This is a genomic window from Cryobacterium zongtaii (assembly GCF_002909375.1).
Classification (GTDB): domain Bacteria; phylum Actinomycetota; class Actinomycetes; order Actinomycetales; family Microbacteriaceae; genus Cryobacterium; species Cryobacterium zongtaii.
The window spans coordinates 471,901-485,412 of sequence record NZ_PPXD01000026.1 but is presented as its reverse complement, the minus strand read 5'-3'; the positions used below and the strand labels follow the sequence as shown (position 1 = coordinate 485,412).

Below are 13,512 nucleotides of genomic sequence, written 5' to 3'. Positions count from 1 at the left end.
CGCCCGGGCCGCTGCGGCGCGGTCGGATTGACGCGCGTCGATCCTCCCTCCATACTGGCTATATCGACATCCGTCTATATCAACCAGGGCTGGGACCACGTATGACCGAGAAGACCGCGACCGAGAAGTCCGCCATCACCGAGCAGGTACGAGAGCGCTACGCCGCGCAGGCCCTGCAGGTCACCGACGTGAGCAACAGCGGCTCCTGCTGCAGCACGCCGCTGGAGACCAGCGCCGTTTTCGGCTCGGTGCTGTACACCGGCGCGGAGTCCACCGAGGTGCCCGACGAGGCGATGCTGGCCAGCATCGGCTGTGGCAACCCGACCGCGGTGGCCGACCTGCGCGAAGGCGAGACGGTGCTCGACCTCGGCTCCGGCGGTGGCATCGACGTGCTGCTCTCCGCCCGCCGGGTGGGCCCCACGGGGTTCGCCTACGGCCTCGACATGACCGACGAGATGCTGGCCCTGGCCCGCGCGAACGCCGCCAAGGCCGGCGCCACGAACGTCGAGTTCCTCAAGGGTTTCATCGAAGAGATCCCGCTGGCGGATGCGGCGGTCAACGTGATCATCTCCAATTGTGTGATCAACCTCTCGGCCGACAAGAACGCCGTCGTGGGCGAGATGTTCCGGGTGCTCACGCCCGGCGGCCGGCTCGGGCTCTCCGATGTGGTCGCCGAGAACCAGCTCAGCGAGAGCGAACGCATCGAGCGCGGCTCCTACGCGGGGTGCATCGCTGGGGCGCTGTCCGACGAGGAGTACCGTGTGGCGCTGGCGGCGGCGGGCTTCACCGACATCAGCGTGGACTTCACCCACGAGGTGGCCCCGCAGATGCACGGTGCCATCATCAAGGCCGTCAAGCCGAGTTAGCCGGCTGGGGGTCTCGGCCGACATCATGCCGTGATCTGCCGCCGACCTGATTCCACCTACCCCTTGACGGCACCGCCCAGGCCGGCACCCCGCAGGAACATTCGCTGGAACACCAGGAACAGCAGAATCGGGATGATGCTGGAGATGGCCAGCGCTGCGAGATAGACGCCCAGTTCGATGCTCTGCTGCAGGGCGGGCAACCGCACCGAGAGCGGCTGCACCATCGGGTCAATGAGCACGAGCGAGGGCCAGAGGAAGTCCTTCCAGGCCGCGATGATCGCGAAAACCGACACGACTCCCACGATGGGCTTGGACATGGGCAGCACGATCGACCAGAACAACCGGAAGGAACTCGCGCCGTCCGTTCGTGCGGCCTCGAAGACCTCACGCGGCAGGTTGTCGAAGAAGCGCTTGACGAGCAGCACGTTGAAGGCACTGGCACCGGCTGGGAGCCAGACCGCCCAGAAGGTGTTGATGAGCGAGATTCCCACGAATGGCACGTCGAGCACCGTGAGGTAGAGCGGCACCAGCAGCACGACGCTCGGAACGAAGAGTGTGCCGAGCACCAGGGCGTTCAGCACTCCGGCGTACTTGGGGCGCAGGATCGAGAGAGCATAGCCGGCCGTTGTGGCCACGACGATCTGCACCGCCCACGACCCGGCTGCCACCCACAGTGTGTTGGCGAATTGCACGTCGAGGTGAATCGTGGACCACGCGGTGACTACGTTCTGCCACTCGATGCCATTGGGGAAGATCGCCAAGGGCGTGCGCAGGGTGTCCTGGGTGGGCGTCAGCGCGGCTTTGCCGAGCCAGAGCAGCGGCCCCAGCCCGGATACGGCGAGCACGACGAGAAGCACGGCGTGGCTGGCGCGCATCGTGCGGCGGATGCGCGGCTTGGTCCAGTCGGCGACGGAGACGATACCGCGGTCTTCGGCATCCGGGATCTTTGTCTTGCTCAATTCTGGCTCCAGGATTTGGTGAGGCGGAAGTAGACCACGGAAAGGACGGCGAGGAACATCGCCAACATCAGGCTCAACGCCGTGGCGGCGCCGTAATCGCCGCCGAGACTGTTCTGGAAGGCGTAACGGTAGATCAGCAGCAGCACGGTGATCGTGGAGTTCGCCGGACCGCCCGCGGTGAAGAGGAAGGGTTCGAGGAACACCTGAGCGGTACCGATCACCTGAAGGATCAGGGTGATGAGCAGGATGCCGCGCAGTTGCGGCAGGGTGATGTGCCAGATCTTCCGCCAGATGGAGGCACCGTCGACCTCGGCGGCGTCGTAGAGTTCGGGGGCAACCCCGGTCAGCGCGGCGAGGTAGATGATGATTGTGCCGCCGGCGCCCGCCCAGGTGGCTTCGAGCACCAGCGACGGCATTGCCGCTGTGATGCTCTGGATCCAGGGCTGCGGGCCGATCCCGACCATGGCGAGAATGCTATTGAAGACACCGGTGGGGCTGGCATCGTAGAAGAACTTCCACAGGAGAACGGCGACCACCGGGGGAACCACGACGGGCAGGTAGGCCAGGGCGCTGAACAGGCCCTTGGCCCGGCGCACTTCACTCATCAGCACGGCAGCGATGAGCGGGATCGGGTAGCCGAACAGCAGGGCAAGCACGGCAAACCAGACAGTGTTCTGCACAGCGGTCAGAAACAGCGGGTCCTGCAACACCTTGACGAAGTTGTCCAGCCCCACAAAAGTCGGCGCCGTGACCAGGTTGGTCTTCTGGAAGCTCATCACGAACGACTGCACGATGGGGTACCAGGAGAAGATCCCGAAGATCAGCAGCATCGGAACAAGGAACAAAAGGTTGCTGAGCCCGCCGTTCCGTACCCACGTGCGCGGGTTGGCCGGCCGACGTCGCTGGGGAGTGGCCGCAGCTGGTTGGGGCGGATCCACTACGGAGGGGCGTTCATCCAGTGCGGTCATCGTCGTCTTTCGTGAGCGGGGGTGAGCCGAGGCGGGCTGGGGGAGCGGGGCAGTGCTCGGAAGGAATGGGGGCCGATCCGACCGGCGGGGATGCGACATCCCCGCCGGTTGTTCGGGTCTGACCGGGAAGGGGTCAGTCGGCGTCGATCAGGGGCTGGATCGTCTTGTTGACGGTGTCCAGCAGGGCGTCGATGTCGGCGTTCTTGTCGGTCAGCACGGACTGCACGGCGGTGTCGAGTGCGCCGTACAGTTCCTGGGTGTGCGCGGACGGTTCTCCCACGATGGTGCGGCCGACGTTGCCCTCGGCGAAGAAGGCAACCTGCTCCTGGGGCACGTTGATGTACTCCTTCACCCACTCACGGGACTGGTCCAGGGTCGCCTGATCGAAGACCGGAAGGGCGGGCGTCCCGACGGCCTGGTCGGTCTCGGCGAGCGTCTGAGCGTCCTGCAGGGCAGCGTCCTTGTCGACCAGCTTGTTCAGGTCGTAGAAAGCGATCCACTTCATGGCCGCATCCTTCACGGTGTCGTCGGCCTTCACATTGACGACGTTGAGCGTGCCGCCACCCAGAACGCCGGCATCCTTCGCATCCGTCAGCGGGATCGCGGTGAGCCCGTAGTCGGCCGCATCCATGTTGCTCTCGCGGGTGAGCGAGGTGAACAGGTCAGATCCGCCGGTGTACATGCCGATCTGACCGGCGGCGAACGCCTGGTTGATGGTGCCCCAGTCGTAGAGGAAGTTGCTGCCCATGGAGTTGTCGGTCCAGCGCAGTTCCTTGAGGTACTCGAGGGCTTCCTTCGTGGCCGGGTTGTCGGCCGTCACGGTGACGGAACCGTCCGACGCGACCTCCTCCATGCTGCCACCGCGGGCCACAGTGGCCGCGGTCAGCTGCCAACCGCCCGTGTTGCTCTGGGTCATCTGCATGTAGCCGGCTTGGCCGGTCTTGTCGGCGATGACCTTGGCGTACTCACGTACCTCGTCCCAGGTGGTCGGCGGTGCGTTCGGGTCGAGGCCGGCCTCTTCGAAGAGCGCCCGGTTGTACTGCAGGCCCATTCCGTAGGCTTCGCGCGGCACTCCGAAGATGTTGCCGTCGGCATCCTGGGCGTTGCTGAGCACGCTCGGGTTGAAGGTGTCGAAGTAGGGCAGGGCTTCAACCTGTGCGGTCATGTCCGCGAGCTGCCCGTTGGCGATGAGCGTCTTGGCGTCGGTGAGCGGGATGCGGAAGACGTCGGGAAGGGTACCGCCCGCCAGCTGCGCGGCGAAGGTGGGCGCGCTCCACTCGTATTCGACACCCTCGACGTTGATGTCGGGGTTGGCTTTCTCGAACTGGGCTACCTGGGCGTCGAACGCGTCGAACGCGGCCTGCTCGGTTCCGGGGATGAGGCTGACCACTTTGATGGTTGTCGTGCCATCGCTGTCGGCGGCGTTCGCGGTGCAGCCGGAAAGCAGCCCGACTCCCGCGAGCGTGGCCGCCACGAGGGTGACGATCTTTGCTGGTGACTTCATTGTCTGTTCCTTTCGTAATGTGACTGGGGACATGCAGGTGGCTCAGCCCGGGAGGTGCGCCCGGTCGGAGTTTTCGTTGGCGCCGGCGGAAAGCTGGAGCCAGGCTGTGGAGTCGGAGGGGAGCAGTCCGCCGACGAGCGGCTCGCTCGTGAGCAGCACGCGCTCGTGGTCGGGTAGCGCGATGGGCTCCGTCGACAGGTTCGAGAGCAGGAGGAATCTCTTGCCTCGAGTGAAGGTGAGTACGTCGGTTGCAGCGGGAAGCCAGGCGAACCCGCCGTCCCCCAGGTCGGGATCCTCAGCCCGGATGCGCAGGGAGCTTTGGTACAGCCGCAGCATGGACGACGGATCGGACTGCTGGGCTTCGGCGGTCAGGCCGCGCCACTCGGCCGGCTGCGGGAGCCAGGGAGCAATCTGTGCGCTGTCGGGGCTGAATCCGAAGGGTGCGTCGGCACCTGACCACGGCAACGGTACCCGGCAGCCATCGCGGCCGGGATCCACGCCGCGTGAACGGAAATGCATCGGGTCCTGAAGCATGGTGGCGGGGATGTCCTCAACCTCGGGCAGTCCGAGTTCGTCGCCCTGGTAGATGTAGAGCGAGCCCGGCAGGGCGGCCGTGATCAACGCCGCAGCCCGCGACCGGCGGAGACCGAGAGTCAGGTCGGTGGGTGTGTTGGCCCGCTTGGTGGCGAAGGCGAAAGTCGTGTCCTCGCGCCCGTACCGGGTGACCGGCCGGGTGACATCGTGGTTGGACAGCACCCAGGTGCTCGGTGCGCCGACGGGGGCGTGCGCGGTCAGGGTGGTATCGATCGATTCGCGAAGTTCGGCTGCGTTCCAGGCGCGGGCGAGGAAGTCGAAGTTGAAGGCGGTGTGCAGCTCATCGGGACGCAGATAGCGGGCGAAGCGTTCAACGTCGGGCAGCCAGATCTCGCCGACGAGCACTCGGGTTCCCTCGTACGAGTCCGCGATGGCGCGCCAGCTGCGGTAGATGTCGTGCAATTCGTCGCGGTCGGTGTTCGGGTGTTCCCCGGCCGCGGGGTTCTGCGGAACCTCGGGCAGCGTGTCGTCCTTCACCAGCAAAGCGGCTGAGTCGATGCGCACCCCGGCCACACCCCGGTCGAACCAGAACTTGAGGATGTCCTCGTGCTCGCGGTGAACATCCGGATGGGTCCAGTTGAGGTCGGGCTGTTCGGGAGTGAACAGGTGCAGGTACCACTCGCCGGGGGTGCCGTCGGGGTTCACCGTTCGGGTCCAGGTGTCGCCGGCGAAGTTCGAGGGCCAGCGAGTGGGCGGTTCGCTTCCGTCGGGGCCGCGCCCGGGACGGAACCAGAACCGCTCGCGTTCGGGGGAGCCAGGGCCGGCTGCCAGAGCCGCCTGGAACCAGGGGTGCTGATCGGAGACGTGATTGGGAACGACGTCGATGATGGTGCGGATGCCGAGGGCGAGCGCGTCCTGGATGAGTTCTTCGGCCTCATTCAACGTGCCGAACGACGGGTGGATGTCGCGGTAATCGGAGACATCGTAGCCGCCGTCGGCGAGGGGCGACGGGTACCAGGGATTGAACCAGAGGGCGTCGACACCAAGCTGCTTGAGATAGCCGAGTCGGCTGCGAACGCCGGCGAGATCGCCTGTGCCGTCACCGTTGGCGTCGCTGAAGCTGCGCACGTAGACCTGATAAATGACCGCGCTCCGCCACCAGAGATCGTCGGAGACGACGGTGTTGCGGTCGGGGGATGCGGCGGGAAGTGTCACTGCTCGTACTCGTCTCGATAGGCCGACTCTGCGGCAACCTTGGTTACCGGCGTTGGCAACTACTGAAACGTAGCTTTCTTGACAAGATGATGCAATATTTCTACAAACGGCAAGTCGCTTGCGTGATTCTTGCGCCGATTGCGTATTTCGTCGGAGGTTAGATCGGCGCGTGCGGGCGGCTTGTCGACGCACGCACCACGAGTTCCGGTTCGAAGAAGAACTCCTCAGTGGATGCCGAGTCTCCCTTGATCTGGCGGATCAGCAGCTCCATGATCATGCGGCCCATATGTTCGATCGGCTGGCGGATCGTCGTGAGCGGCGGTTCCACGCAGGACATCAGTGCCGAGTCGTCGAAGCCGATGATCGACACGTCGCCGGGAACGCTCTGACCCGCCCGGCGTACGGCCCGGATCGCCCCGAGTGCCATCGGATCGCTGGCGCACACTATCGCGCTCACACCTGCTCGAAGCAAGCGGGTTGCCCCCGCTTGCCCGGCCTCCAGGGAATACAGGGAATGGACGACCTGATCGTCGTCGAGCTGTCCGCCGGTTCTGGCCATGGCACGCTTCGCCGCGGCCAGTTTGCGCTGAGACGGTACATGGTCCCGCGGGCCCAGGAGCAGGCCGATCCGGGTGTGCCCCAGTTCGGTCAGATGCGCGAATGACTGGTCGATTGCGGCCGTGTCGTCGCAGGAGACCGTGGCGAAACCGAAGTTGTCGATGGGTGCGTTGACGAGCACCGTGGGGAGGTTGAGGTCTCGAAGGCGTCGGTAGTGCTCATGCGAGCCATCCTGTTGCATGTAGGCGCCGCCGACGAAGATCACCCCTGACACCTGTTGCTGCAGGAGAAGTTCGACGTAGTCGGCTTCAGTGATGCCTCCGGCGGTCTGCGTGCATAAGACCGGGGTATACCCGTTCTGGGCGAGGGCGCCTCCGATGATCTCGGCGAAGGCCGGGAAGATGGGGTTCTGCAATTCCGGCAGCACCAGGCCCACGAGGCGGGCGCGCTCGCCGCGAAGCTTGGTGGGACGTTCGTAGCCGAGCACATCGAGGGCGGAGAGCACGGCCTGCCGGGTCGCTACGGACACGCCTGGTTTCTCGTTGAGAACCCGGCTGACGGTGGCCTCGCTGACGCCGACCTTGCGAGCTACTTCGGCGAGTCGTCTGGACATGCGCCCGAGCTTACGCAATTACTTGCAGAAACACCGCATATTTCTCACAGGGCACAGGGTGCTCCTCCGACAGGCGCGCTCAGTCGGAGCCGGGCAGCCCCAGGAACTCGATCGCGGCATCCCGGAACGCCCGGGAGGTCGGCGCATTGAAGTGGTTGCGGCCGGGGATCTCGAAGAACGCGGCCCGCGGGGTCGCCTCGGCCAGGGCGCGGGACGCCTCCAGGATGCGGTCCTCACTGCCGGTGGCGAAGAGCACCCGCTGCTCGGGCGCATTAGCCGCGTGCGGCTGGGGGCCGTCGCGCATCCCCTCGACCAGCGCGATGAGCGCTTCGAGGTCGTTGTCGCGGATGGCGCCGGCCATCTTCAGGTAGGCGGCGGTGAGTTCATCCGTCACCGGCACGCCGTCGCGCACCAGAGCCCGCGCCTGGTCGACCCGGAACCGGGTGAGCGGGTCACCGTCGGGGATGCCGCCGAAGACGGCACGGTTGATGCGAGTGGGCATGAAACGGGCGGCGTGCCAGCCGACCCGGGCGCCCAGCGAGTAGCCCACGTAGTCGACCTCGTCGAGCATGAAGGTGTCGAGCACGGTGAGCACGTCGGTGACGAGCAGGTCCATCGAGTAGCCCTCGGCGGAGTGCGGCTTGTCGCTCTGCCCGTGGCCGCGCTGGTCGATCGCGATCACGTGGTAGCCCTCGCGCACCAGGTCGCGGATCCAGCCGGTGGCGTGGAAGTTCGCCAGCGCGCTGGAGGCGAAGCCGTGCACCGCGAGCACGGTGGGGGCATCGGGGTCGCCGAATTCGTAGGTGGCGATCTGCACGTTGTCGGGGGCGATGACGGTGCGGGCGGGCGGGGCTGGGGGAGTATGCATCGGTTCTATTCGACCACACGACCGGGGGCGGGTCAGCCGAGTCGGGTGTCGGCGTCGCTGGTGATGCGCAACCACCGGTACCCGTACGGGTCGAGTCGCAGCGTTACCTCGCCGTCGTCGATTGGCGTGACGCCGTTGTGCAGCATGTCCACCAGCCGGGAACCCGGAGCGACGTCGGGCAGAGTGAGGGCGAGCTCCACGGGTGCGTTCGCGAAGTTGTGCACCGCCAGCATCGAGCCGATGTCCGCCCGCACAAGGTGGGCGAACACCCGGTCGTCGCCGTGCTTGAGGATGGTCAGGTCGCCCCAGCCGATCTCGGGGGAGTTGCGGTAAGCCTGAATCAGGGTGCGCATGAAGTGCGCGAGCGAGTCCGGATCGCGGCGTTGAGCGGCGGCGTTCACCCACTCCGGGCCGAACGCTCCGGTGACAACCGGCGTCACGAGCTGATCGGCGGGCGCTCGCGAGAACCCGGCGTTGGGCCCGTCGGTCCATTGCATCGGTGTGCGCACCGCGTACCGGTCTTTCACCGCCAGGTTCTCGCCCATGCCGATCTCCTCACCGTAGAACAGCACCGGCGCGCCCGGCAGCGAGAACATCAGGCTGTACGCCATACGGATGCGCCGCGCATCCCCGCCCAGCATCGTCGGCAGCCGGCGCCGGATTCCCCGGTCGTACAGCCGCATGTCGGGGTCGGGCGCGAACGCGTCGAACACCTCCTGCCGCTCGGCGTCGCCGAGCTTGTCGAGGGTGAGCTCGTCGTGATTGCGCACGAAATTACCCCACTGGCAGTCGGCGGGCAGCTCCGGCCGATCGGCCAGCGCTGTGGCCAGCGGCCGGGAGTCCTCCCGCACCATGGACAGGTAGATGCTCTGCATCACGACGAAGTCGAACTGCATCTGCAGTTCCCGCCGCTCGCCCGCACCGAAGTAGGCGAGCTGCTCCTCGTGGCTGAGATTCACCTCGCCGAGCAACATGGCCTCGCTGTTGCGCCGGGCGAGGAACCCGGAGATATCGGCGAGGTAGTCGTGCGGGTCGGGCAGCGGTTCGTCCGAGGCGTCCGCGTCGGAGTCCTCGCCGCCGGCCTCGGACTTGGCCTCGATAAGGAACGGCACCGCATCTACCCGGAAGCCGGACACGCCCAGCTCGGTCCAAAAACCCACGATGCGGGCGATCTCGTCGCGCACCGGAGGGTGCGCGATGTTGAGGTCAGGCTGGTGCTTATAGAAGTTGTGCAGGTAATACTGCTTGGTCTTCTTGTCGAACTCCCAGATGCTCTTCGCATCATTCGGGAACGCGGAGGGCTGGTCCTTGGTAGGCGGGTCGTCGCGCCACACGTAGTAATCCCGGTACGGCGACTCCGTGCTCGAGCGGGACGCGAGGAACCACGGATGCTGGTCGGACGTGTGGTTGATCACCAGGTCCATCACCACCCGGATGCCGCGGTCGCGGGCGGTGCGGATGACCTCGACGAATTCGCCGAAGTTGCCCAGCCGCGAATCGATCGCGTAGAAATCGGTGATGTCGTAGCCGTCGTCCCGGCCCGGGCTGGAGTTGAGCGGCATCAGCCACAGGCAGGTGATGCCGAGCTCGGCGAGATAGTCGATGCGCTGGGCCAGGCCGCGCATATCGCCGCAGCCGTCGTCGTTGCTGTCGAGGTAGCGTTCGACGTCGAGGCAGTAGATCACCGCGTTCTTCCACCAGCGGTCACTGGTGTCCGAGATCCTCATGCCCCCACCGCCTTCGCCGTGAGCGCACTGGTGAGTTGGGGCAGCACCCGTTCGCCGAACGCATCCAGGAATCTCTGTTGCTTCCGGCCCACGTGGTGCAGGTAGATGTCATCGAAACCCAGGCCGGCCAGCTCGGCCAGCTTGTCGGCGTGCCAACCCAGGTCGCTGTTGATCAGCACGGATGCCCGCAGATCCTCCGCGGCGACGTGCTTGGAGATCTCGTCGAAGTTCTCCGGGGTGTCGATGTCCCACGGCACGGGTGGGTCGAAGGCGTTGGTGCGCCATTGGTCGTGCGCGATGGCGAGGGCTTCTTCGTCGGTGCTCGCCCAGCTCAGGTGAATTTGCAGGGCCCGTCGGCCGGTGCCGCCGGCCTGCTCGTACGCATCCAGCACCCGCCGGAGTTTCTCGGGCGGCTGGGCCACGGTGACCAAGCCGTCGGCCCAGGAGGCCGCCCAGCCGGCGGTCTCCGCCGACACGGCCGCGGCCACCAGCGGCGGCGGGGTGTCCGGCCGGCTCCACACCCGGGCCCTGTCGACGCTGACGTGGTGATCCAGGCTGACCTCCTCGCCGTTCAGCAGAGCCCGCATCACCTTTACGCACTCCTCCAGGCGGGCATTGCGCAGGTCCTTACGCGGCCAGTGTTCGCCGGTGATGTGCTCGTTCACGTTCTCGCCCGAGCCCAGCGCTGCCCAGAACCGGCCGGGGTACATCTGGCCGAGCGTGCCGATCGCCTGCGCGATCACGGCCGGGTGATACCGCTGCCCGGGGGCGTTCACCACCCCGAACGGCAGGTCGGTCGCTTCCAGGGCTGCGCCCAACCACGACCAGGCGAAACCGGACTGGCCCTGCCGCACGCTCCACGGCGCGATGTGATCCGAGCACATCGCCGCGGTGAAGCCCACCTCTTCGGCATGTTTCACCGCGGCCAGCAGTGCGCGCGGGTCGATCTGCTCGTGGGATGCGTGAAATCCGATCACGGCCGTGCCCTTCTCTGGGGAACTGCCCGCGGCGCCGACGGCTCGGGACTGGTTGCACCATGCAAGCAGACCTCGTCGGCCGGTTCAAGCCCCCGGCTTCGTGGCCCGCCCGGAGCTCACTGCCACACAGGGCGAAGTATCCCCGTCGTCGGTTGCCGGCCGAGTTGCCGCATACTGCCCCTTCCGGCCCGCTGAATGGGCACCTTCCGGCACGTCGCGGGTGCCGGTGCCAGGCGGGCGCTACAGGTGGTCGTGCTCGGCGTGCGCGCGGGGCACGACGGGCACCGCCAGTGCCGGGAAGACCGCCGCCACCGCGAACGTCAGCGGATAGCCGACCACCCCGATCAGGGCGCCCATCAGCGGTCCGACCAGGGACGCGGCGACGAACTGGCCGGTGTTCTGCACCCCGAGGGCCTTGCCCGACCAGCCCGGCCCGGCCATTTCCGCCACCGATGTGAACGCCAGCCCGTTCGGCGCCACAGTGCAGGTGGTCGCGAGCACGAACACCACGGCGGCGGCGCCCCAGTGCGCGGCATCCACCGCGGCCAGCACCAGCAGCACGCTCGCCACACTCACCGCCACCCAGCGCAGCGGCCGCACCCGGCTGCCGACCCTGTCGCTGACCACACCGATCACGATGCGCCCGATCGCGCCCACGAACTGCGCGGCGCCCACCAGCACGCCGGCGGCGAGCGCATCCCAACCCTGGTCACTGACCAGCCAGACCAACCCGAACGTCGAGATGGTGAACTGCGGCACTACCAGCAGAACGGATGCCGCGTGGATCCGCCAGAGGAACCCGCTGGACCGGTACGGGTTGCCGGCTCGCATGGACGGGGTGCCGGCGCGGGGGGCCGGCCGGGGCGGGTTGGCCAGGCCGATCGCGCACGCCACGGCCAACACCGCGGTGAGCACGAACGGCACGAACAGGGCCGCACCCACCCCGGCATCCGCAGCGATCACCGGGATGGTCACGGCGGCGATCGTCACGCCCAGTGGCTGCGACATCTGCCGGATGCCCATGGCCAGGCCGCGCTTGTGCTTGGGGAACCAGCCCACCACGATGCGTCCGCTGGCGGAGTTGGTGCTCGCCGACGCCATGCCGCCCAGCAGCAGGAACACGCCCAGCGCGAGGTATCCGTCGGCGAGGATCGCGCCGCCGGCCGCGAGGGCGGTGAGGATCAGGCCGCCGGTGATGACCCATTTCTCGCCGATGCGGTCGGCCAGGGCGCCCCAGAGGATGAGGGTGAGCACCATGCCGAAGGTGGGGATCGCGGCGAGCAGCCCGGCCTGGGCCAAGGAGAGGCCCCGCTCGGTGTGCAGCAGGGGGATGAGGAACGCGGGGGCGCTGACGAAGACGGTGCCCGCCGTCTGTGCGGCAACGCCGAGGGCGAGCACGACCCAGGCGCGGGCGCTGATGGTCGGTGTCGCGGCGGTGGCGGTGGCCATGGGGTCTCCTCGGTGTTCCTGCCATTTTGCCGGATGCCGCGCTCGCCGCTCGCCGCTCGCCGCTGCCCGCCGCTAGCCGCTGCACCGGGCCAACTGTTGCCGAACCGGACTTCTGCACCCGGTGCGCCGGACGCAAATGTCCGCACGGGCAACAGTTGTGCGCGCCGGCGCGGGTTTGCCGCGCGGCGGGCCGGGCGCACGCTCATCCGCTGTGCGCCGCCACCCACAATGGGGGTGCCGCCGGGGCCTGTCCGGTCGCTAACCTCGAACCACCGAACGTGGTGGGTGCCCCGCCCGCACCGCTCCCTGGATGGTCTGCACGCCCCGAAGCGGCGCACATCCGTGTGGTGGTCCCGGCGCGACCGCCCGGCCCACGCGGTCTCCCTGGCGCAGCCGCGTCCGGGCGCGTCCAAAGGAGCAACGTGACCCTGCACCCACCCGCGATGCGCAACCGCATCGCTGCTCAGCTGGTCATCGAACACCTCCTGTCCCGCCAATCCGCGGTGCCGCCGCGCACCAGGGTGGCCCGGCTGTTCGGCCAGTCGCCGCTCTGCCCGGAGAGCGTGAGCTGGTACCTGGGCGCGCAGGGCGAGATCACCGTCGGCAAGATGCTCGCCTCACTGCCCCCCGACTGGACTGCCTTTCACGCCGTGCCGATCGGTAAGAACGACACCGACATCGACCACATCCTGGTGGGCCCCGGCGGCATCTTCACCATCAACACCAAGCACCACTGCGGCAAACACATCTGGGTGGGCACCCGCACCGTCACCGTCTCCGGCCACAAGAAGGCCTACCTGCCCGCCGCCGAGCACGAGGCCGAACGGGTCACCACGGTGCTGCGTGAGCGGATGCCGCTGGTCGCACCGGTGCAACCGGTGATCGCTCTCGTCGACCCCAAGCAGATCACCTTCCGCGACAAACCCGTGCAGGTGAAGGTGCTCGATGCCCGCACCCTACGCCGGTGGCTGCTCAAGCTGCAGCCGGTGCTCAGCGATGAGGAGATCGCCGAGGCCGTGGTGATCCTGGACAGCCCGGCCACTTGGCGCCAGCATCCGACCCCGGCCCCGGCGGATGTGATGACCCGATTCGCGGCGCTCGACGGGCAGGTGCGTCGGGCCCGGGTCCGCCGGGTGTTCTGGGCCGCCACCGGAACGACGGCGCTGTGCGCGGGCTCGGTGGGCGGAGCGCTGCTCGCGGCGCAGGCCCTGCTGGCCGGCTGAGGCGGCGCGAGACCGCGAATGCGGCGTCAGACCGGCTGCTAGCGGATAGTC

The 13,512-nt window shown here is 67.4% G+C and carries 10 protein-coding genes and 1 pseudogene; 2 read left to right on the top strand and 9 right to left on the bottom strand.

The window, feature by feature from the left end; all coding sequences use genetic code 11:
• Positions 1–101: 101 nt before the first annotated feature.
• Positions 102–866, top strand: a complete 765-nt coding sequence (gene arsM / locus C3B61_RS17685) for an arsenite methyltransferase (RefSeq protein WP_103461791.1) — start codon at positions 102–104, stop codon at positions 864–866.
• 56 nt (positions 867–922) lie between these two features.
• On the opposite strand, the gene C3B61_RS17680 is transcribed toward arsM, so the two are convergent.
• The 9 genes and pseudogenes from C3B61_RS17680 to C3B61_RS17640 all read right to left on the bottom strand — a co-directional run.
• Positions 923–1,825: a carbohydrate ABC transporter permease gene (locus C3B61_RS17680; RefSeq protein WP_244285989.1), complete on the bottom strand. Its 903-nt coding sequence runs from the start codon at positions 1,823–1,825 to the stop codon at positions 923–925.
• A complete protein-coding gene (locus tag C3B61_RS17675; protein WP_103461790.1) occupies positions 1,822–2,793 on the bottom strand; it encodes a carbohydrate ABC transporter permease in 972 nt (323 codons plus the stop codon). Before C3B61_RS17675 ends, C3B61_RS17680 begins: the two co-directional genes overlap by 4 nt.
• A gap of 133 nt (positions 2,794–2,926) precedes the next feature.
• Positions 2,927–4,297 (bottom strand): ABC transporter substrate-binding protein, encoded by a 1,371-nt coding sequence (locus tag C3B61_RS17670; protein ID WP_103461789.1) that lies wholly within the window; start codon positions 4,295–4,297, stop codon positions 2,927–2,929.
• Between the two features lie 42 nt (positions 4,298–4,339).
• On the bottom strand, positions 4,340–6,046 hold the full coding sequence (locus tag C3B61_RS17665; protein WP_103461788.1) for a glycoside hydrolase family 13 protein: 1,707 nt from the start codon (positions 6,044–6,046) through the stop codon (positions 4,340–4,342).
• Positions 6,047–6,203: 157 nt separating this feature from the next.
• A complete protein-coding gene (locus C3B61_RS17660) occupies positions 6,204–7,217 on the bottom strand; it encodes a LacI family DNA-binding transcriptional regulator (RefSeq protein WP_103461787.1) in 1,014 nt (337 codons plus the stop codon).
• 79 nt (positions 7,218–7,296) lie between these two features.
• Entirely contained in the window at positions 7,297–8,085 is a 789-nt protein-coding gene (locus C3B61_RS17655; protein ID WP_103461786.1) for an alpha/beta fold hydrolase, read from the bottom strand.
• Between the two features lie 32 nt (positions 8,086–8,117).
• Positions 8,118–9,812 (bottom strand): alpha-amylase family protein, encoded by a 1,695-nt coding sequence (locus tag C3B61_RS17650; RefSeq protein WP_103461785.1) that lies wholly within the window; start codon positions 9,810–9,812, stop codon positions 8,118–8,120.
• Positions 9,809–10,789, bottom strand: coding sequence for a TIGR03885 family FMN-dependent LLM class oxidoreductase (locus tag C3B61_RS17645; protein WP_103461784.1), 981 nt, complete (start codon positions 10,787–10,789; stop codon positions 9,809–9,811). The genes C3B61_RS17650 and C3B61_RS17645 overlap by 4 nt, the downstream gene beginning before the upstream one ends.
• Before the next feature lie 240 nt (positions 10,790–11,029).
• Positions 11,030–12,259, bottom strand: a pseudogene (locus C3B61_RS17640) (MFS transporter); the annotation flags it as partial.
• Positions 12,260–12,660: 401 nt separating this feature from the next.
• Here C3B61_RS17640 and C3B61_RS17635 point away from each other — a divergent pair.
• Positions 12,661–13,461, top strand: coding sequence for a nuclease-related domain-containing protein (locus C3B61_RS17635; protein ID WP_208858851.1), 801 nt, complete (start codon positions 12,661–12,663; stop codon positions 13,459–13,461).
• The last annotated feature ends 51 nt before the right edge of the window (positions 13,462–13,512 follow it).

Coding starts and splice junctions, on each gene's coding strand:
- arsM (WP_103461791.1), top strand. CDS start 102: ATGACCGAGAAGACCGCGACCGAGAAGTCCGCCATCACCGAGCAGGTA.
- C3B61_RS17675 (WP_103461790.1), bottom strand. CDS start 2,793: ATGACCGCACTGGATGAACGCCCCTCCGTAGTGGATCCGCCCCAACCA.
- C3B61_RS17670 (WP_103461789.1), bottom strand. CDS start 4,297: ATGAAGTCACCAGCAAAGATCGTCACCCTCGTGGCGGCCACGCTCGCG.
- C3B61_RS17660 (WP_103461787.1), bottom strand. CDS start 7,217: ATGTCCAGACGACTCGCCGAAGTAGCTCGCAAGGTCGGCGTCAGCGAG.
- C3B61_RS17655 (WP_103461786.1), bottom strand. CDS start 8,085: ATGCATACTCCCCCAGCCCCGCCCGCCCGCACCGTCATCGCCCCCGAC.
- C3B61_RS17650 (WP_103461785.1), bottom strand. CDS start 9,812: ATGAGGATCTCGGACACCAGTGACCGCTGGTGGAAGAACGCGGTGATC.